This window comes from Micromonospora sp. C81 (genome assembly GCF_018070425.1).
GTDB lineage: Bacteria > Actinomycetota > Actinomycetes > Mycobacteriales > Micromonosporaceae > Micromonospora > Micromonospora zamorensis.
On the sequence record NZ_JAGPXS010000016.1, the window covers coordinates 57,973 to 76,830 of the forward strand.

Consider the following 18,858-nt stretch of genomic DNA (forward strand, 5'->3'; position numbering starts at 1 on the left):
CACCAGCTCAGCGGACGTCCGTCGCGAGCTGGACGTCCTGCACGAAGCACTCCGAGCGCTCGGCACCGTAACGACCCAGCACGTCCAGCACGGCGGACACCGCCTCGCGTTCCACCACGACCTCGACCCGGGCGCGACCGACCAGGTCCTGGTCCTGCCAGTAGCCCCGGGGCAGCGAACGGGCAGTCGGTTCGGCGGTGGAGACCGTGGCGTCGAAGAGCACGATGGAGGTGGCTCCCGCACCGACCAGGGCGTCCCGTAGCTCCCGGGTGGTCGGCAGCAACGTCGGATTGACCGTCGCGGTGACCAGCCGGGCGTTCTGGGCCGGCCGGGCGTTCTGGGCCGGCCGGGCGTTCTGGGCCGGCCGGGCGGGCCGTTCGGCGCCGCGTTCCCGTCCGGGTTCGCGTCGACGCTGCGGTGCGCCAGTGCCGTTGAGGCCCGCAACACCGCCCAGGTGGTACGCGTCGGCGTCCTGCTGGGCGTGGTCGAGGTTGTCCTGCTCGTCGGCGGGGGCACGGAGCCCGAGGACGGCCTGCACGGCGGCGGCGATCGCCCAACTGAGCACGAAGGAGAAGGCCACCACGGCGACCACGCCGACGATCTGGTGCCAGAGCAGGGACCCGCCTCCGCCGAAGAGGAGACCGTCCTTGCCGAGCGGGTTGACGCCACTGTCGCCGAAGAAGCCAACCAGCAGCGAGCCGAGCATGCCGCCGACGAAGTGGACCGCGAGGACGTCCAGCGCGTCGTCGAGCCGGAGCAGATACTTCAACCGCAACGCGAAGTGGCAGACGATTCCGGCGATCGCTCCGATGGCGATGGCGGAGAGCGTGTTGACGTACCCGGCGGCGGGGGTGACCGTCGCGAGCCCCGCGACAGCGCCGGAGACGCCACCCACGACGGTGCTGTGGCCGTCCTTCAGCCGCTCCGCCACCAGCCAGACGAGCATGCCGGCGGCGGCCGCGAGATGAGTGTTGATCAGCGCCTGGGCGGCGAGCCCGTTCGCCTGGAGTCCATCGCCGCCGTTGAAGCCGAACCATCCGAACCAGAGGATGCCCGCCCCGAGGATGGTCAGCGGGATGGAGTTGGGCGGGGACGCGGTGCGCGGCCAACCACGGCGGCGTCCGACGACCAGCAGGGTGCCGAGCACTGCGGCTCCCGCGGAGGCGTGGACCACCATGCCACCGGCCCAGTCCTGGGTGCCGAACCGGGCCAGCCAGCCGTCGGGGTGCCAGAGCCAGTGCGCGACCGGCGCGTAGACCACGATGGACCAGATCGCCAGGAACGCGACCCAGCCGGCGAACTTCAGCCGGCCCGCGGTGGCGCCGGTGACGAGCGCGGGCGTGATCACCGCGAACATCATCTGGTACGCGACGAACGCCAGGGTCGGGATCGTCACCTGGCCGGTGACCACGTGCAGGTGGGGTGCGGGCGGGACCCGGAGGTCGTTGAGCCCGAAGAGTTCGAGGTTGCCGAAGAGGCCGGTGCCGGCGTCGTCTCCGAAGGCGATGGTGTAGCCGACCAGCACCCAGGTCAGGCTGACGACCCCCAGCGCGACCATGTTCTGCTGCAACATCGCGAGCACGTTGCGGGTGCGGACCATTCCACCGTAGAAGACGGCCAGGCCCGGGGTCATGAACAACACGAGGCCGGCGCAAACCAGCACCCAGGCGGTGTCGCCCGAGTTCACCGCGTCCTGAGCGAGCACGGAAGCTCACCTCTCCTCTCGGTACGGTCAGACGGAGTGCTTCACCGTCGAGACGACGGTCTCCTTGGCGCGTTCGTGGTTGGGCACCGGCGCGAAGTGCCGTTTCGGCAGCAGCAGCAACCAGGTGGCGATGTTGAAGGGTCCGGTGAGCACCGGGATGGCCAGTGGGGTGAGCACTGTCGCCAGGGCCATCTGGACGAAGAGCGTCAGGGCGATGCCGAAGAGGGTGTAGAGGGTCACCAGCGCTCCGGGACGGTGCAGCACCGCACCAACGGCGATCGCCGTCAACACCGCGTTGAAGCCGAACAGGCCCTTGTCCAGGGAGGCCGCGTCGGCCCCGAACCAGAGCGCCAGCAGTGTCGCGCCGACCGCGCCGATCACCGCGAAGAGCGCCGACCAGCGGGAGTTGACCAGCAGCGCGACCAGGATGATCAGGCCGGTGACCCAGCTGTTGATCAGATAGATCTGGGAGACCCCGCGCAGGAAGGTGGGGACCAGGTCCCAGTCGAAGCGCCCACCGGTCAACTGCCCCTCGCCGGGAAACATCGGCTTCAGGTTGGTCAGCACGGTGAACCGGTCGAACTGGTACGCGGCCAGCAGCAGCACCCAGGTGGTCAGCACGAACGGCATGGTGAACGCGGTCAGGCCCCAGGTCTTGAAGATCGCGTTCAGGGCCAGTGTGACGACTGTCGTGGCGATCGCTCCGAGCACCAGGTAGAGCCACATCAACGGCCGGTCGTCGAGGAACGTCGGGACGGCGATCCCGGTCAGCAGCGGGCTGAAGCCGAACAGTCCCTTGCGCAACGAGGGCTCGTCCACCCGCAGGGCGACGGCCGTGGCGGTGCCGACGACGAGACCGAGGACCGCGCCCCCGAGGATCCGTGGTTGCCCGTTCTCGAACGCTCCCCAGGCGATCGCGACGAGGACGAGCAGCCCGGTGAGTGGGTTGTTCTGCAGGACGACCTGTGCCGGCCCGCGCAGGCAGGCGTCGACGAACCCGATCAGAGGGTTGTGGTCACTCAGCCTGTCCCAGCTGCGGGTCACGCTCGTCACGGCATTCTCCTCGGGGATCCGTCATCGCCAACTGAAGGCCGGCGGGAAGGTCCGGCCGGTCACCTCTTCGCGGGCGGCCACGCAGAAGGCACGGACAGCGGCACGGACCGGCTCCGTCTCCTGGCCGAGGACCTTGAAGATGAGGCCCGCGTCGTTCGGCAGTCGACTGACGGCGCTGGCCAGCGGCGTCTCCTCGTCCCAGACCGGCGTCGAGGTCCGTTCGTAGACGCGGGCGGCCCGCTCCGGGCTGGTGAGGAGTACGACGTTGCCGAAGATGTGGAAGCGATCCATGACGCCGAGCCGCGCCACTGGGAACTGCCCGGGAGCCACCACGAACTTCTCCACGAACAACTGCCGGCCGTCGGGCCGCTCCGCGCCCAGGGAGGAGGAGAAGAGGTCGTAGGCGAAGAGTTCCCCGTCGCGGTAGTACTTCCGGCCGGGTTGGAGGACCTCGCCGTAGAGCATGGTGGCGCTCTCCGGGAGCCGCACCCGGGTGTCGGTGACGAACCGGCTGCCCCGGTACGGGATCACGGGCTCCGGGAGGTATTCGAGGTAGGTGTCCTCGGCCAGGGTGAAGCGCTGGATCTGCGAGCCGTAGTTCGCGTCCATCTCCTGGATCTTGGTGGCGGCCTGGGTGACCAGGTGCGCCTGGCTGCCCGGTGCCAGGTCGACGTCCATGTGCAGGCGGTCGCCCTGGAGCACACCGCCGGAGGTGGTGAGGATCATGACGCAGGGAAGCTGCGGCATCTCCTCGTCCCAGTAGAGCGCCCGCTGGACGAGCAGCGGTGACTGCCGGTAGAGGTCGTGCAGGATCGTCCGGTCACCGCGCCGTTCGAACCCGAGGCGCAGCACGCCGACCTTGCCGTTGGACGCGGCGGGCAGCTGTGCCGGTTGGTCCTGGTACGGTGCCAGTTCCCGCGCACCGTCCAGTGTGATCATGCGACCACTTCGGCGTCGAAGAGCGCGTTGCGGCGGATCAACGAGACGAGTTCGTCGATGCCCTCACCCGTCTTGCAGTTGGTGAACATGACCGGCTTGCCGTTGCGCGTCACGTCCGCGTCGCGGGCCATGAGATCGAGGTCGGCATCCACGTAGGGGGCGAGGTCCGTCTTGTTGATCACGAGGATGTCGGACTTGGAGATCCCCGGGCCGTTCTTGCGCGGGATCTTGTCGCCGGCCGCCACGTCGATGACGTAGATGAAGTAGTCGACCAGGGCGGGGCTGAACGTCAGCGTGAGGTTGTCGCCGCCGCTCTCGATCAGCACCACGTCGCTGTCCGGGAACCGGGACTCCATGTCCTCCACCGCCGCCAGGTTCATGCTCGGGTCCTCGCGCACGGCGGTGTGCGGGCAGGCCCCGGTCTCCACCCCGAGGATCCGGTCCTCGACGAGGACCCCGGTCAGGGCGCGCCGGACGTGTTTCGCGTCCTCGGTGGTGACGACGTCGTTCGTGATCACCAGTACGCGCAGCCCGTTGTCCACGAAACGGGGCACGACAGCCTCGATGATCGCGGTCTTGCCGCTGCCCACCGGGCCGCCTACGCCGATACGACTTGCCGACTTCATGATGTGACCAGTCCTTCTGGGAGACGTGTTGAGGGTCAGAAACGTGTGGATCGCGGAGGTCAGCTCTCAGCTCATGAACATCCGCACGTGGATGTGCTGGTGCGCGCCGGCCAGGACGTCGATGTGCGGTCCGAAGCTCTGCATGTCGTCGAGGTCGGCGGTGCGCACGTCGCGGTAGTCGTCGGTGACCTTCTCGTTGACCGCGAACAGGATCGACTGCGCGTCGAGGTGGTCGACCCGCATCAACCGGATGGCGGCGCTGAGCACCGTCGAGGCGGCGCCGTACTGGTGGGCCGCGAACGCGTCCTCCTCGGGCACCCCGAGGTCGGCGAAGACCACCCCGAGCGCGACCGGGTAGGTGACCGGCGCGCCCGACGCCGACTCGCCGAGCCGCTTCTTGAGCAGGGTCTCCCCGACGATCCGGGTCGCGGCCTCCGCCAGCTTGCGCCCCATGCGTACGGACATCGTCCGCATCTCTTCGTTGATCTTGCGCAGGTGGACGGCCTCGTCGGCACGCCGGATCCGGTCGAGGTCTCCCGCGACGGCGGCACGGTGCCCGGCGAGCAGGGCGACACCGTCCCCGGTGGCGGCGAGCCGGGTGACCGTGCGGACGTAGTCCTGGAGGGTTTCCCGGTCGTGCACGACGCCGTGCTGGACGGCCATCTCCAGGCCGCTGGAGAAGGAGAAGGCGCCGACCGGGAAGACCGAGTCGCCGAACTGCAGCAGCTTCAGGGTTTCCGCCATGGTGCGCACCGTCCGGCCCCGCTCAGTTGAGGTCGGCGGGGAGGTGGGAGTGCGGCGTCGAGTCGGCGCCACCGAACAACCGCCGCGACTCGTGCGGCGCGAGGTACGCGATGACCTCAGTGCCGGGAACGAACTCGTGGGTGATCCCGGTGAAGGCGTGGGTGCGCATCACCGAGTCCATGACCTTGCGGTCCACGGTCAACGGGACGTACATCTTCGTGCCCTTGACCACGGCCGGCCAGTGCTGGTTGCCGATGGCGTGACCGAGCTCGACCGCCGAGCGGATGAGCAGCTCGGCCGACTCGCCGCGCAGCTTGTCGAGGTGGACCACCATCACCTCGCCCAACTGCACCCGGGCCACCACCGCGGTGGCGGTCAGGTCGTCCCAGGCGAGGACGTCGCCGTCGCGCAGGCGGACGCCACGCGCCAGCGCCACCGACAGCTCCGACCCGGAACTGGTCATCTTGCGGATGCGGCTCTTCTGGGCGTCCCACTGGTCGAGGACCAGGTCGTCGATGCGCGCTTCCTTCAGGCGCAGCGTCCAGTCGGGCTCGTTCATGTTGCCCAGCACCGTCTCGACGAGCACGGGCCTCTCCTTTCGGTCGGTGTGCCGGGACCAGGCACGTACGAGACGGTCCCAACGGGGTCAGCTGAAGAAGTAGAGCTGGCTCAGGGGCAGGTTCCGGGCCGGCGGCACCGTCGCGTGGACGCCGTCCATCTTCACGGCGAACGTCTCCGGATCGACCTCGAGCTTGGGAAGCCGGTCGTTGCGGACCATGTCCCGCTTGGTGAGCCCCCGGGTCCGGTAGACCGGCATGACCTGCCGTTGCAGGCCGAGCTCCTCGGCGATGCCGGCTTCGTGCGCCGCCCGGGACACGAAGGTCACGCAGGTCTTGGCGAGCTGGCTGCCGTACGCGGCGAACGAGGGCCGGTAGTAGACCGGCTGCGGGGTCGGCAGTGACGCGTTCGGGTCACCCATGATCGACCAGGCGATCATGCCGCCCTTGAGGACCAGCTTCGGCTTCGCGCCGAAGAACGCCGGCTCCCAGAGCACGAGGTCGGCCATCTTGCCCGGCGTGACCGAGCCCAGCACGTGCGAGATCCCCTGGGTGATCGCCGGGTTGATGGTCATCTTGGCGACGTACCGCAGCACCCGGAAGTTGTCGTTGGCGCTGGAGTCCTCGGCGAGCTTGCCGCGCGCGGTCTTCATCTGCCCGGCGAGCTGGATGGTCCGCAGCCAGGTCTCGCCGACGCGCCCCATGGCCTGCGAGTCGCTCTGCATCATCGAGATGACGCCCTCGTCGAGCAGGACGTCCTCGGCCGCGATCGTCTCGGTCCGGATCCGGCTCTCCACGAAGGCCACGTCCGAGGGGACCTGCGGGTTGAAGTTGTGACAGACCATGATCATGTCGTACAGCTCGGACTGGCTGTTGATGCCGTAGGGCACCGTCGGCGTGGTCGAGCTGGGCAGCACGTTCATCTGGCTGGCGACCTTGATGACGTCCGGCGCGTGCCCACCACCGGCGCCCTCGGTGTGGAAGGTGTGGATCGTCCGGCCCTCGAACGCGGCGATGCTGTCCTCGAGGTAGCCGCTCTCGTTGAGAGTGTCGGTGTGGATGCTGACCTGCACGTCGAACTCGTCGGCGACATCCAGGCAGGCCCGGATCACCGCCGGCGGGGCGCCCCAGTCCTCATGGATCTTGAAGCTCGGCGCGCCGGCCATGATCTGTTCGACCAGCGGCGCACGGCCGGTGCTGTTGCCCTTCGCCATCAGACCGATGTTGATCGGGATGGTTTCGAAGGCCCGCATCATCGCGTGGAGGTTCCACGGACCCGGGGTGATGGTGACGCCGTTGGTGCTGTCGGTCGGGCCGGTGCCGCCGCCCCACAGGGTGGTGACGCCGTTGCTCAGGGCGGCGTACGCCTGCAGCGGCGTCACCAGGTGCACGTGCGTGTCGATGCCCCCGGCGGTCAGGATGAGGTGCTCGCCGGAGATGGCCTCGGTGCCCGGACCGGTCACCAGCTCGGGGGTGACCCCGTCCATGATGTTCGGGTTGCCGGCCTTGCCGATGCCGGCGATCTTGCCGTCCTTGACACCGACGTCGGCCTTGATCACGCCGAGGGTCGCGTCGACGATCGTCACGTTCGTGATGACCAGGTCGAGGCCACCCTGCGCGTTGGTGTACTGGTTGTTGACCCCCATGCCGTCGCGCAGGGTCTTGCCCCCGCCGTACATCACCTCGTCGCCGAGGACCCGGAGATCCTTTTCGATCTCGATGTACAGGTCGGTGTCGCCGAGCCTGATCTGGTCGCCCGTCGTCGGGCCGTACATTCCGGAATATTCTTGCCGCGAAATCTGGCTCATCGAATCATCTCTCCTGCCCGAGGCTGGCAGCCCTGCGGGATAGCGGATCTACTTCTTCTTGTCCTTGGGGCTGTCCTGCTGCTCCGGGGCGAACTTGAAGCCCCGCGTCCTGGCGTTGTGGATCGCCTCGGTGCGGTCCGGCCGGTAGCTGGGGGTCGACTCGCTGCCGCTCCACCCCTGCACCAGGCCGTTGAATCCGTACACGCGCTGCTGTCCGCCGAAGGGGATGAGCTCGACCGTCTTCTTGTCGCCCGGCTCGAAGCGGATGGAGGTCGTCGCCGGGATGTTCAACCGCCGCCCGAAGGCCGCCTCGCGATCGAAGGCGAGCATCCGGTTGGCCTCGAAGAAGTGGAAGTGTGAGCCGACCTGGATCGGTCGGTCGCCGGTGTTCTGGACGACGACCTCGGTGACCGGCCGCCCCGCGTTCAGCTCCAACGGCTGGTCGCTCAGCACGTAGCCCCCGATGGGTCGCACGTGCTTCGAGTTGGGGCCGGGATGTTGCTTGGCCATTTCCTGCTCCACCTTCCTGGAGATCGCCTCTGGTTGGCTGCGCCTATCGGATCGGTGAGTGCACGGTGACCAGTCGCGAGCCGTCGGTGAAGACCGCCTCGACCTGGATCATGGGCAGCATGTCCGGCACGCCCGGCATCACGTCGTCGGCGCTGAGGGTGCTGCGGGCCTCGTTCATGACCTCTTCGACGGTCTTGCCCTCCCGGGCCCCCTCCAGGGCCGCGGCGCAGATCACCGCCACGGCCTCGGGGTGGTTCAGCTTGATCCCCCTGGCCTTGCGGGCGTTGGCGACGATGGCCATCGAGAGGATCGTCAGCTTGTCGAATTCCCTTGGTGTCAGATGCACGTCCTGGTCCTTCGCGACTGTCGGTCGGGAGCCGCCATTGCGCCGAGAGGACTCGCCACAGGGTGAGCGCTTACGCTTGACCCTAATGAGGTGCTTTGTCCTACTGATCCGTTTTGGGCGGCTTCGGATCGACCGTACGCCTCGCCCCTGCGTCGCGGGTCAGAAGGCGTGAATCACGCCGTACCGGTCGACCGGTCATCGGCACGGTGCGGACGCCGAGCACGAGCGTCGGTCTGCCACATCTGCTGGATCTGTTCGAGGGTCCTGCCCTTGGTCTCCGGCAGGTACCGCCAGACGAACAGAAAGCCGAGCACACAGGTGCCGGCGAAGAGGGCGAACACTCCCGATCTCCCCAGGGCATCCAACATGCTCAGGAAGAACTGCGTGATGAGGTACTCGGTGCCCCAGTGGGTGGCGGAGGCGATCGCCACGCACCGGCCACGGATGCGGCCCGGGAAGATCTCGTTGATGACCGTCCAGGCGGTCGGCCCGATCGACATCGCGTAGAACGCCACGAACATGACCACACCGATCAGCAGGAAGATGCCCGCGTCGGTGGGATGGTGCCCGGTCGCTCCCGCCGTCCGCGCCGCCGGGGCCATCCTGGCGAAACTGATGCTGACCACCACGAGCGAGACCGCCATGCCCAGCAGCCCGACCAGCAGCAGCGGCCGGCGACCCAGCCGGTCAAGGAAGGCGACCGCGACCAGCGTGAAGAGTGAGTCGACCCCGCCGATCGCCCAGGTGGTCGCCGCCAGTTGCGCCTGCGGGGTGTGGAACCCGGCGGACGAGAAGATCTCGTCGGCGTAGTAGATGATCCCGTTGATCCCGGTCAGTTGCTGGAACAGCGCCATGCCGACACCGAGCGCCAACGGGCGCCGCCACTGCGGCGACAGCACCTCCCGCCAGCCCGCCTTGCCGGCCGAGAGGCTCTCCTCGATGGCGTGCAGTCGCTGAGGCACGTTCCGCTCGGGCACTGTCGCCCGCAGGGACGCCTCCGCCCGGCGCCGGTCCCCCCGTCCGAAGTACCAGACGGCCGAGTCGGGGATCACTGTGGTGACCAGGGCGAGGGCCACACCCAGCAGCGCCGCCGCCACCAGCAGGTAACGCCAGGAGTTGCCGGCCTCGAACAGCTCGTCGGCCAGGTAACCGATGAAGATGGCGAACGTGGTGGAGAACTGGTAGACCGCCAGGAGGCTGCCGCGGATCCGTTCCGGCGCGGCCTCCGCCGCGTACATCGGCCCGGCGACCGAGGCCACCCCGATGCCCAGCCCCAGGATCAACCGCGCGCCGAACATGACCCCGATCACCGGTGCGGTCGCCTGCAGGATCGTGCCCACCGCGAACGTGGCGGCGGCGACCCACAGCGCCCCGCGGCGACCGATCCGGTCCGCGAGGTGGCCGCCGAGCAGCGCGCCCACCAGCGCCCCAGGGGTCACCCAGCTCGCCGCCACCTCGACGGCGAAGGTGTCCGCGTGGAAGGTCTGGCGAATGTCGCGGAGCGCACCGCTGATGACGCCCTGGTCGTAGCCGAAGAACGCACCGGAGAGCACGACGATCGAGACGACCGCGACGAGGTTGCGTCTCGGTGGCCGCCCCCGGCCACGCTTCGGGCCAGCGCTGGCAGTCACGGTCGCCCCCTCCGACGCGAGCCACCGACAGATCCCACCCGGGGAGACAGCCCGATATCAGGAGAATAGAACCGCTAAGTCCTCGTTGTGCGGACCAGCGGAAACGGCCCGCCTTGGCCACGGAAAGACCCCCGCCTCCTCTGCGAGGGGGCGGGGGCCGAAGTGCGGGCGGATCAGGTGGCGCTGATCGTGCCGGTCATCAGCAGAGCCAGGACCAGGGTGCCCAGCGCGACCCGGTACAGCACGAAGACGTACAGGGTGTGGTGGGCGACGTAGCGCAACAGCCACGCGATGGCCGCGTAGCCGATGGCGAAGGCGATGACGGTGGCCACGATCGTCTGCGCCACGGTGGGCACGGACGTGCCCGGGGCGGACGGCTCGAAGACGTCCCCGAGGCTGAACACGCCGGACATCACCACCGCCGGGATGGCCAGCAGGAACGAGTAGCGTGCCGCGGCCTCCCGGGTGAGGTTGAGCAACAGGCCGGCGGTGAGCGTGCCGCCGGAGCGGGACACCCCGGGCACCAGCGCCATGGCCTGGGCGAAGCCCATCACCACGCCGTCCTTCATCCGGAAGTTCTGCAGGGTACGCGTCTGCCGCCCCCAGTATTCGGCGAACGCCAGCACGAAGGCGAACACGATCAGCGTGGTCGCCACCACCCACAGGTTGCGCCCAGCGGTCTTGATCTGGTCCTTGAACAGGAAGCCGAACAGCCCGATGGGGATCGAGCCGACGATCACGTACCAGCCCATCCGGTAGTCGAGGCTGGAGCGCACCGACTTGTCCCTGATGCCGACCAGCCACGTCCGGGTGATCCGCCAGATGTCCTTGGCGAAGTAGATCAGCACGGCCGCTTCGGTGCCGAGCTGGGTGACCGCTGTGAACGACGCCCCGGCGTCACGGTCGAAGAAGATCGCCGAGGTGATCCGCAGATGCCCCGACGAGCTGACCGGGAGGAACTCGGTCAGTCCCTGGACGATGCCCAGGACGATGGCCTCGACCCAGGTCACTCGCCAACTCCGGAGAGGTCGAGCGCCTCGGCGACGGTACGCAGGGTCTGCACCCCGCTGTCCCGGTCCGCCACGAACAGGGTCACCGACAGCGTGGTGACGCCGGCGGCAGCGTACTCCCGCATCCGCTCGGCGATGCGCTCCTTCGGGCCGAGCAGCGAGGTGCGGTCGATGAACTCCATCGGTACGGCGGCGGCGGCGTCGCGCTGCCGCTTGGCCAGATACAGGTCCTGCACCTCGCGGGCGGCGTCGCCGTAACCCATCCGGGTGGCGAGCTGGTTGTAGAAGTTCTGCTGGCGGCTGCCCATGCCACCCACGTACAGCGCCGCGTACCAGCGCACCAGCTCGGCGCAGGAGGCCACGTCGTCACCGATCACCACGGGCACCGACGGCACCACGTCGAACCCGGCCAACTCCTTGCCGACCTTGGCCCGCCCGGCGCGGACCGAGGCGAGCTGCTCCTCGGCGAACTCCGGGGCGTAGAACACGGCCAGCCAGCCGTCGGCGATCTCGCCCGCCAGCTCCAGGTTCTTCGGGCCGACCGCCGCCAGGTAGATCGGAATGTGCTCGCGTGGCGGGTGGAAGCCCAGCCGCAAGGCCTTACCGGGGCCGTCGGGCAGCGGCAACGTGTAGTGCTCGCCGTCGTACGCCACCTCCTTGCGGGCGATGGCCAGCTTGACGATGTCGACGAACTCGCGGGTCCGGGCGAGTGGCTTGGCGAACCGCACACCGTGCCAGCCCTCGGAGACCTGCGGGCCGGAGACGCCCAGGCCGAGGCGGAACCGACCACCGGAGAGCGCGTCGATGGTGGCGGCGGTCATGGCGGTGGCCGCCGGCGTACGCGCGGGGATCTGCATCACCGCGGCGCCGACGTCGATCCGTTCGGTCTGGCCGGCCATCCAGGCGAGCATGCTGGGCGAGTCGGAGCCGTAGGCCTCCGCCGCCCACACCACCGAGTAACCCAGCCGGTCGGCCTCCTGGGCCAACGCCAGGTGGTCGGCCGGTGTGCTCCACGCCGTCTGGTATCCGAGACTGAGCCCGAGTCGCACTGGTCCTCCCCCATCCGTGGCACAGGTCGCACCAGGTTACGCAATGCCGATAACAGACTCGATCACCGGCTCGACACCTTTGGTCCCCCCTCCATCGGGGCAGCCCATGGCGGCGGAACCGGCAGAACCGGCAGAGATACGGGAGCGAGGATATCTCTGGCGGCAGGTTCGAAATAAGGTTCACCCATGCAACAGCGACCGCTCGGCCGAAGCGGGCTGGCGGTTTCCCGGCTCGCGCTCGGCACCATGACCTGGGGCCGGGACACCGACGCCGACGATGCGGCCGCCCAGCTGAAGAGTTACCTGGACGCGGGCGGCAACCTGATCGACACCGCCGACGTGTACGGCGACGGCGACGCCGAGTCGGTGATCGGCTCACTGCTGGGCTCCCTGGTGCCCCGCGAGGAGCTGCTGATCGCCACCAAGGCCGGTTTGCGCCCGGGCAGCGGCCGGCGCCGGGACGGCTCCCGGGGGCACCTGCTGCGGACGTTGGACGCGTCCCTGCGGCGACTGGGCACCGACCACGTCGACCTGTTCCAGGTGCACGGGTACGACCCGGACACCCCGCTGGAGGAGACCCTGGCCGCCCTGGACCACGCGGTGGCCAGCGGCAAGGTCCGCTACGTCGGGGTGTCGAACTTCTCCGGGTGGCAGACCGCGCGGGCCGCCGCCTGGCAGACCGCCTGGCCGGGGCGGGCGCCGGTGGTCGCATCCCAGGTCGAATACTCGCTGCTGGAGCGGGGTGTGGAGCGGGAGGTGCTGCCCGCCTGCGACGCGCTCGGTCTCGGCGTGCTGCCCTGGTCGCCGCTGGGCCGGGGAGTGCTGACCGGTAAGTACCGGCACGGCCGTCCGGCGGATTCGCGGGCCGCGTCGCCGCACTTCGAGCGGTTCGTCGCCACGTACCTGGACCCGCGTTGCTCCAGCATCGTGGAGGCGGTGGCGACCGCGGCCGGCGGGCTGGGTGTGTCGCCGCTGGAGGTGGCGTTGGCCTGGATCCGGGACCGGCCCGGGGTGACCGCGCCGATCCTCGGCGCCCGGACGGTGGGGCAGCTGCTCGGCGCGCTCCAGGTGGAACGGATCACACTGCCCGAGGAGATCACCACAGCGCTGGACGACGTCTCGGCGGTGCCGGTCGGCTACCCCGAGCGCGACGGCTGACCCACGCGCCGGGTCACGGGCAGACCCGTCGGCCAGCGCACCGCGCCCGACGCCGTCCCGGTCACGGCGTCGGACGCTGTCCGGGGAGGTCCTGGATCGCGGTCAGGAAGCGCGACTGGTCGTCGCGGAGCGCGGGCTGGGTGAGTCGGATCCACGAGCCGTCGTCGAACACGATGGTGGAGGCGAGCTGCACGAGCCCGCTCGCGCCACGCTCGGAGTCGACCCGGGCCACCCGGTCGCGGCGCACACTCCACAGCACCCGCGGTTGACGGCGGTCGGGCCGGTCGGCGTCCGGGCGGGGACCCATCCGCAGTAGGTGGAGGTGGGTGTCCGTCACCGCCAGCGGGGTACCCGTGTAGCGCTCCAGGAAGAGCAGGAGGCTCCCAGCGAGGGTGGCGAGGTCGCCGCTGAAGACGTACCGCCGGCGGTAGGCGATCTCGGCCAGCTGGTCGGCCAGCGGGCGGTACAGGCTGAGCCGGAACAGCGCCCGGAACGCCTCCTGCTCCTCGGTGAGCGGGATCGGCTCCCGTTGGGCGGGTTGCTGGGGCAGGCCCGGCTCCGGCGCCGCCAGCTCCGGCACACCGGCAGCGATGGCACCGGCCTTGCCCGGCAGCAGCAGTACGCCCGCGGCCAGCCGCACCGGCGTCAGCACGGCGTCCACCCAGACCACCGGGTTGACGATGTTGAGCAGCCCGAACAGCACCTTCGGGTCGAGCGAGTCGACCAGTTCGTTTGTCATCACGTCGGCGAGCTGCCGGCCAGCCTTGTGCGTGTCCGGGGCTCGGACCGGGCCGAGGCCCACGTAGCGGAGCTCCTGCCCGAGCAGGAGCGGCGCCACCAGGGCGCGCTCCGGCTCGTCGCTGGTGCGAAACTCGTCCCGCAGCTCGCGGGCCTTGTCCCGGGCTGCCCGCGCGCCGCCGAGCACCGCGTCGGTGAACCGACCCAGCCGACCCCGCTCCCCTGACATCACCCGTCGCCTCCCTAGCGGCCCGACGGCTGACCTGCCGGCGGCTGCCTGAAGACATTCTGGTCGATCCAGTCCGAGCCGCCCTGCACCGCTCGGTCGATCTGGTCTTCCACGGGCGATAGCCGCCTGCCCGACGAGGCAGTAGGGGTCGGCGCTCCAGCCGCCCGTCCGAGACCGGGCGGCGCGCACAGGGCGGCACGAACCGCCCACGCCAGCGTCGTTGGTCACCCCCGAGGGGGTGGCGAATGGCCGCTGGGCTGGGCAGCATGGATGGCATGGACTACGAATACGCGCCGCTGCGGCTGCCGCCGAACGTCGACCGGTTGACCGCCGCGGCGCAGTTGGCGATCCAGGCGGAGTTCTCAGGATGGGAGTTGGCCCGGGTGCGGCTGTACCGCGACGGCACGCGGCAGGTGGTGCTGCGTCGCCGGCGGGTCAACCAGCCGCAGCCGGGCCTGTCGTACTGAAGAGTCGGGCGGAAACGCCCGGGGCCCCGAACCGGGCCCCGGGCGTGATCCGACCTAGTGCTGGTGCCCGGCGTGGTCGTGGTCGTCGTCGAGCTCCAGGAACGGATGCTCGTCGAGCCGACCGACCAGCCGGTCGTCGGCCGCCGGCTGGAACGGGCCGACCGCGTCGTCGTCGTCGAACGACTCCAGGTCGACCGGGGTGCCCACCTCGCTGACCATGACCACCCCGTCGAGCGGTTCCAGCTCGGGGACGTCCAGCGCGCCGAGCGAGCCGTCGCCGCTCTGCAGCAGCTCCAGCACCGCCTCGCCGACGCCCTCCACCGGTGCCGGCTCGTCGTCCTCGGGAGTGCCCTCGCGCCGGGCCGCCTCGGCCACCCGCAGCAGCGCGGCGACGCTCGGCACCCGGTAGTCGCGACGCTGGCGTACCGAGATCACCCGCGGGTGCGGGTCGCTGGCCTCGGCCCCGTCGACGCCGCCGAAACGCTCGTCGGCCTCGTCCGGGTCGATCGAGTCGACATCCCACGGCGTCACCTCACCGAAGGCGTCGAGCAACCGCTCGTCGTAGGCGAAGGAGGCGTTGTTCAACGCCACGTACGCCTGCCAGACGTCGTCGTCGTCGACGCGGCCCTGAGCGGCGCGTACGGCGGCCAGGTGGTGGCGGGCCGCTTCGATCACGCGCTCGAGAGCGGCGTCCAGCTCACCGTGCTGGTCGGTCATGTGGGGCAGTCCCTTCACGATGGGGAGATTGCGTGCCGGCGGCAACTGCCGGACACGGCTAGCAGGTGCGGAGGAACCGGTCGAGCACCCGCACGCCGAACTGTAGTCCGTCCACCGGAACCCGCTCGTCGATGCCGTGGAACAACGCCGAGAAGTTCAGGTCGGCGGGCAGCCGGAGCGGGGCGAACCCGAAGCAGCGGATGCCGAGCTGCGAGAACGCCTTGGCGTCGGTGCCGCCGGAGAGCATGTACGGGACCGGCCGTGCTCCCGGGTCCTCCGCGCGCAGGGCCGCCGACATGGCCTCGACCAGGTCACCGTCGAAGGTGGTCTCCAGGGCGGGCTGCCGCTGGACGTACTCGATCGCGATGTCCGGGCCGACCAGCTCGCGCAGCTGCCGCTCCAGCAGCTCGGACTGGCCGGGCAGGCTGCGGCAGTCGATGGTGGCGGTGGCCCGGCCGGGGATGACGTTGTCCTTGTAGCCGGCGCTCAACCGGGTCGGGTTGGCGGTGTTGCGGATCGTCGCGCCGATGATGTTGGCGATCGGGCCGAGCTTGGCGATGGCCGTCTCCGGGTCGTCCGGGTCCAGCTCGATGCCGAGCAGGTCGGAGACCTCCGTCAGGAACGCCCGTACGGTGTCGGTGACGACCACCGGGAAGCGGTGCCGCCCGATCCGGGCGACCGCCTCGGCGAGCGCGGTGACCGCGTTGTCGTCGTGCATCATCGAGCCGTGCCCGGGGCGGCCCTTGGCGTGCAGCCGCAGCCAGTCGATGCCCTTCTCGGCGGTCTCGATGAGATAGAGCCGCTGGTTGTCGTTGACCGAGTAGGAGAAGCCGCCGACCTCGCCGATCGCCTCGGTGCAACCGTCGAACAGGCCACGGTGGTTGTCCACCAGGAAACGCGCGCCGTAGTCGCTGCCCGCCTCCTCGTCGGCGGTGTACGCGAGCACGATGTCGCGCGGGGGTCGTACGCCGGTGCGCTGCCAGTGCCGCACCACGGCGAGCACCATCGCGTCGAAGTCCTTCATGTCGATGGCGCCCCGGCCCCACAGGTAGCCGTCGCGCTGCTCGCCGGAGAAGGGGTGCACCGACCACTCGTCGGCGTCGGCGGGCACCACGTCCAGGTGGCCGTGCACCAGCAGCGCGCCCCGGCTCGGGTCGGTGCCCGGGATGCGGGCCACCACGTTCGCCCGGCCCGGTGCGGACTCGTGCAGGACGGACTCCACGCCCACCTCGGCGAGCTTCTCCGCCACGTACTCGGCCGCGCGGCGCTCGCCCACGCTGGTGTCGTTGTCCCCGGTGTTGGTGGTGTCGATGCGCAGCAGGTCGCGGCACAGGTCCACGACCTCTGCGGTGGGGTCGGGTCGGGCGGAGGCGGCATCGCTCGTCATCGCCTCTTCATACCAGCCCGCGCCGGTCGACAGGCCGGCGCACCGGCGCGGACCGGTCGGAGCGGTGGCGCGGCCAGGCCACGCACCCGTCGCGCACGCGCCGACACATCGACGGGTCGGTTTCGCCGTGAGCGCGTTCGGGTACCGCCGCCTGCGACCGTACGTCCCTGCCGGAGCTTCCGCCCGCCAGTCGAGGAGGGCACCATGTCCACCGTTCCCCTGCCGCCGTTGCCGCCCGCACCCGAGGACGGCTTCCGGCCCGGTGGTCGCAGCATCGCCGACATCGTGGACCGGGAGCACCGGCAACTAATGGCGCTGCTGGACCAGCTGACCGGCCCGGACGCCACGCCGCAGGGAGGGCTGCCGGTGCTCAGCGCCGCGCTGTCGCGGCACCTGTCCGCCGAGGAGCAGTACCTGCTGCCGGCGGTGCGTGCCGCGCTGCCGGCCGCGACCGAGCGCGTGGACGCCGAGATCGCGGCCGACGCCGGTCTGCTGAACGCCCTGAAGGGGCTGACGGATGATGCGTTGACCGAGGTCGCCGAGCGGGTCCGTCAGCACGTCGACGGGGTGGGCGGGCTTGTCACGGAGTTGCGCGCGGTCGCGACCGATGAGGAGCTGATCCGCCTGGGCAACCGACTGGAGATCGCCGAGGAGGCGGCGCCGACCCGGCCGCACCCGGGCACTCCGGGCACCCCTCCGTGGAACCGGATCGTGGAGCCGGCGGTCGGCGTGGTGGACAAGGTGCTCGACGTGGTGACCCGGCGGCCGACGTACCTGGCGGACCTGCCGGAGCCACCCCGCGACTGAGGCAAGGCCACGCTCGCCAATGCATTCATTATCACCGATCCGCTCGGGCTATTCCGCCGGCTGACCCGTGGTCCTACCGTCACCCTATGAACCTGGAGCTGCGTCACCTGCGGGTGGTCTGCGCGATCGCTGAGACGGGGAGTGTGACGAAGGCGGCGTCGGCGCTCGGCCTGGCCCAGCCGGCGCTCACCGCCCAGCTCCAGCGCATCGAACGGACCCTGGGCGGCCCGCTGTTCGACAGGGACCGGCGCGGCGCCCGGCCCACCGCGCTCGGCGAGCTGGTGCTGGCCCGGGCCCGGGTCCTGCTGCCGGCGATGAAGGGACTTCAGGACGAGGCGGCCCGGCTGGCCGGCGCCGGCGGGGCACCGCCGTGCTACCGGTTCGGCGGGGTCAACAGCCCGATCCTGGGCCGGCTGGTGCACCGGTTGGCGGCCGAACACCCGCCCGCCCAGATCACCACGTTCGCGTCCTGGTCGGTGGACGAGTTGGCGCAGTTGGTGGCCGGCGGCCGACTGGACTTCGCGCTCACCGGTGTGTGCGGTGACGCCATCCCGTCGGCCGGGTTCGGGTTGAGCTGGCAGGAGGTGGCCATCGACCCGGTGCTGGTGCTGCTGCCGGAGTCGCACCCCCTCGCCGAACGCGACGAGGTGCGCCTGGCCGACCTGCGCCACGAGCAGTGGGTGGCCGCGCCGGGCGACGGCTGCTTCGGCGACTGCTTCGCCGCCGCCTGCGCCCGCGCCGGCTTCACCCCCCGCAAGGTGTACGAGACCGACATCCGCGGCTGCGTCGACCTGGTGGACGCCGGCGTGGCGGTGGCGCTGTGTCAGGCGACCTTCCGCCCGGTGGCCGGGCTGGTGACCCGCCGGATCGCCGGCACACCGCTGCGCTGGCGGCTCCTGCTCGGCTGGCACCCGGACTCCCCCGCCGCTCAGGGCGCCGACCTGGTGTTGGAGACGGCCAAGGCGGCGTACGTCGACTCGCTGGCCCCGCATCCGGAATACCTGTCCTGGCTGCTGAGCAATCCCGGGTTCGGTGTGCGGCGACCCAGCGGGATCCGACCGGTCTGAGCCGGTATTCCCTGCCGGTGGCGGTGCGAACCGCCGTTGGCCGGGTATCTGGCGGACATGACCGACCTCTACCCGCCCGCCGACGACCGCGAACTGCTGCGCCAGGCGGCCGCCGCGCACACCGCCGCCACCCGCCAGGTGGAGGCGTTCCTGCGCCGCCTACCGGCGGTGCCCGACCCGGCCGACGTCACCGAGTACGCCAATCTGCTCACCCGGGAGGACCAGACCCGCGGTGACCGGGACGCCGCCGCCGACGCGGCCGGCCTGACCATCGGCAGCCTGGAACCCGACCAGGGCCAGTAGCAGGACG

At 70.3% G+C, this 18,858-nt stretch carries 19 protein-coding genes and 1 pseudogene; 5 read left to right on the plus strand and 15 right to left on the minus strand.

Annotation, left to right across the window (positions count from 1 at the left end; translation table 11 throughout):
- Window positions 1-7: 7 nt before the first annotated feature.
- The 12 genes and pseudogenes from KBX46_RS23805 to KBX46_RS23860 form a co-directional block, all read right to left on the minus strand.
- Window positions 8-1,705: an ammonium transporter gene (locus tag KBX46_RS23805; RefSeq protein ID WP_308159675.1), complete on the minus strand. Its 1,698-nt coding sequence runs from the start codon at window positions 1,703-1,705 to the stop codon at window positions 8-10.
- Between the two features lie 27 nt (window positions 1,706-1,732).
- Window positions 1,733-2,758 carry an urea transporter gene (gene yut, locus KBX46_RS23810; protein WP_210794121.1) on the minus strand — a complete coding sequence of 342 codons (1,026 nt, stop codon included), beginning with the start codon at window positions 2,756-2,758 and terminating at the stop codon, window positions 1,733-1,735.
- A gap of 21 nt (window positions 2,759-2,779) precedes the next feature.
- Complete coding sequence (locus KBX46_RS23815; protein WP_210794122.1) at window positions 2,780-3,697, minus strand: urease accessory protein UreD; 918 nt, start codon at window positions 3,695-3,697, stop codon at window positions 2,780-2,782.
- Complete coding sequence (gene ureG, locus KBX46_RS23820; protein WP_210794123.1) at window positions 3,694-4,323, minus strand: urease accessory protein UreG; 630 nt, start codon at window positions 4,321-4,323, stop codon at window positions 3,694-3,696. Before ureG ends, KBX46_RS23815 begins: the two co-directional genes overlap by 4 nt.
- A gap of 66 nt (window positions 4,324-4,389) precedes the next feature.
- On the minus strand, window positions 4,390-5,067 hold the full coding sequence (locus tag KBX46_RS23825; protein ID WP_247668066.1) for an urease accessory protein UreF: 678 nt from the start codon (window positions 5,065-5,067) through the stop codon (window positions 4,390-4,392).
- 22 nt (window positions 5,068-5,089) lie between these two features.
- On the minus strand, window positions 5,090-5,653 hold the full coding sequence (ureE, locus tag KBX46_RS23830) for an urease accessory protein UreE (protein ID WP_210794125.1): 564 nt from the start codon (window positions 5,651-5,653) through the stop codon (window positions 5,090-5,092).
- Window positions 5,654-5,713: 60 nt separating this feature from the next.
- Window positions 5,714-7,432 carry an urease subunit alpha gene (locus tag KBX46_RS23835; RefSeq protein WP_088948059.1) on the minus strand — a complete coding sequence of 573 codons (1,719 nt, stop codon included), beginning with the start codon at window positions 7,430-7,432 and terminating at the stop codon, window positions 5,714-5,716.
- Between the two features lie 174 nt (window positions 7,433-7,606).
- A pseudogene (locus KBX46_RS23840) lies at window positions 7,607-7,942 on the minus strand (urease subunit beta); the annotation flags it as partial.
- A gap of 43 nt (window positions 7,943-7,985) precedes the next feature.
- A complete protein-coding gene (locus KBX46_RS23845; protein ID WP_088948057.1) occupies window positions 7,986-8,288 on the minus strand; it encodes an urease subunit gamma in 303 nt (100 codons plus the stop codon).
- A 173-nt stretch (window positions 8,289-8,461) separates the two neighbouring features.
- Complete coding sequence (locus KBX46_RS23850; RefSeq protein WP_210794126.1) at window positions 8,462-9,919, minus strand: sugar porter family MFS transporter; 1,458 nt, start codon at window positions 9,917-9,919, stop codon at window positions 8,462-8,464.
- 173 nt (window positions 9,920-10,092) lie between these two features.
- The gene (locus KBX46_RS23855; protein WP_088948055.1) at window positions 10,093-10,929 is read right to left on the minus strand and encodes an undecaprenyl-diphosphate phosphatase; all 837 of its coding nucleotides are present in this window, start codon (window positions 10,927-10,929) and stop codon (window positions 10,093-10,095) included.
- A complete protein-coding gene (locus tag KBX46_RS23860; protein ID WP_030332780.1) occupies window positions 10,926-11,978 on the minus strand; it encodes an LLM class F420-dependent oxidoreductase in 1,053 nt (350 codons plus the stop codon). Before KBX46_RS23860 ends, KBX46_RS23855 begins: the two co-directional genes overlap by 4 nt.
- 186 nt (window positions 11,979-12,164) lie before the next feature.
- Here KBX46_RS23860 and KBX46_RS23865 point away from each other — a divergent pair, with 186 nt between their 5' ends.
- Window positions 12,165-13,136 carry an aldo/keto reductase gene (locus tag KBX46_RS23865; RefSeq protein WP_088948054.1) on the plus strand — a complete coding sequence of 324 codons (972 nt, stop codon included), beginning with the start codon at window positions 12,165-12,167 and terminating at the stop codon, window positions 13,134-13,136.
- Window positions 13,137-13,197: 61 nt separating this feature from the next.
- On the opposite strand, the gene KBX46_RS23870 is transcribed toward KBX46_RS23865, so the two are convergent.
- Window positions 13,198-14,106 (minus strand): hypothetical protein, encoded by a 909-nt coding sequence (locus KBX46_RS23870; RefSeq protein ID WP_210794127.1) that lies wholly within the window; start codon window positions 14,104-14,106, stop codon window positions 13,198-13,200.
- 272 nt (window positions 14,107-14,378) lie between these two features.
- On the opposite strand from KBX46_RS23870, the gene KBX46_RS23875 reads away from it, so the two are divergent.
- Window positions 14,379-14,570: a DUF5703 family protein gene (locus KBX46_RS23875; protein WP_013734349.1), complete on the plus strand. Its 192-nt coding sequence runs from the start codon at window positions 14,379-14,381 to the stop codon at window positions 14,568-14,570.
- 54 nt (window positions 14,571-14,624) lie between these two features.
- Here KBX46_RS23875 and KBX46_RS23880 read toward each other — a convergent pair whose 3' ends face one another.
- The gene (locus KBX46_RS23880; protein WP_141909300.1) at window positions 14,625-15,287 is read right to left on the minus strand and encodes a hypothetical protein; all 663 of its coding nucleotides are present in this window, start codon (window positions 15,285-15,287) and stop codon (window positions 14,625-14,627) included.
- A gap of 58 nt (window positions 15,288-15,345) precedes the next feature.
- On the minus strand, window positions 15,346-16,674 hold the full coding sequence (locus KBX46_RS23885; protein WP_099853237.1) for a M20/M25/M40 family metallo-hydrolase: 1,329 nt from the start codon (window positions 16,672-16,674) through the stop codon (window positions 15,346-15,348).
- A 204-nt stretch (window positions 16,675-16,878) separates the two neighbouring features.
- Here KBX46_RS23885 and KBX46_RS23890 point away from each other — a divergent pair, with 204 nt between their 5' ends.
- From KBX46_RS23890 to KBX46_RS23900, 3 genes are all read left to right on the plus strand, one after another.
- Entirely contained in the window at window positions 16,879-17,481 is a 603-nt protein-coding gene (locus tag KBX46_RS23890) for a hemerythrin domain-containing protein (RefSeq protein ID WP_210794128.1), read from the plus strand.
- 86 nt (window positions 17,482-17,567) lie between these two features.
- Window positions 17,568-18,548, plus strand: coding sequence for a LysR family transcriptional regulator (locus tag KBX46_RS23895; RefSeq protein ID WP_088948045.1), 981 nt, complete (start codon window positions 17,568-17,570; stop codon window positions 18,546-18,548).
- Between the two features lie 57 nt (window positions 18,549-18,605).
- On the plus strand, window positions 18,606-18,851 hold the full coding sequence (locus KBX46_RS23900; protein ID WP_088948044.1) for a hypothetical protein: 246 nt from the start codon (window positions 18,606-18,608) through the stop codon (window positions 18,849-18,851).
- Window positions 18,852-18,858 lie beyond the last annotated feature (7 nt).

Excerpts from the sequence above, each read along its gene's own strand:
- KBX46_RS23900 (WP_088948044.1), top strand. The coding sequence starts at position 18,606 with ATGACCGACCTCTACCCGCCCGCCGACGACCGCGAACTGCTGCGCCAG.
- KBX46_RS23865 (WP_088948054.1), top strand. The coding sequence starts at position 12,165 with ATGCAACAGCGACCGCTCGGCCGAAGCGGGCTGGCGGTTTCCCGGCTC.
- KBX46_RS23835 (WP_088948059.1), bottom strand. The coding sequence starts at position 7,432 with ATGAGCCAGATTTCGCGGCAAGAATATTCCGGAATGTACGGCCCGACG.
- KBX46_RS23825 (WP_247668066.1), bottom strand. The coding sequence starts at position 5,067 with ATGGCGGAAACCCTGAAGCTGCTGCAGTTCGGCGACTCGGTCTTCCCG.
- KBX46_RS23875 (WP_013734349.1), top strand. The coding sequence starts at position 14,379 with ATGGACTACGAATACGCGCCGCTGCGGCTGCCGCCGAACGTCGACCGG.
- KBX46_RS23885 (WP_099853237.1), bottom strand. The coding sequence starts at position 16,674 with ATGACGAGCGATGCCGCCTCCGCCCGACCCGACCCCACCGCAGAGGTC.
- ureG (WP_210794123.1), bottom strand. The coding sequence starts at position 4,323 with ATGAAGTCGGCAAGTCGTATCGGCGTAGGCGGCCCGGTGGGCAGCGGC.
- KBX46_RS23895 (WP_088948045.1), top strand. The coding sequence starts at position 17,568 with ATGAACCTGGAGCTGCGTCACCTGCGGGTGGTCTGCGCGATCGCTGAG.
- KBX46_RS23890 (WP_210794128.1), top strand. The coding sequence starts at position 16,879 with ATGTCCACCGTTCCCCTGCCGCCGTTGCCGCCCGCACCCGAGGACGGC.
- KBX46_RS23815 (WP_210794122.1), bottom strand. The coding sequence starts at position 3,697 with ATGATCACACTGGACGGTGCGCGGGAACTGGCACCGTACCAGGACCAA.
- KBX46_RS23880 (WP_141909300.1), bottom strand. The coding sequence starts at position 15,287 with ATGACCGACCAGCACGGTGAGCTGGACGCCGCTCTCGAGCGCGTGATC.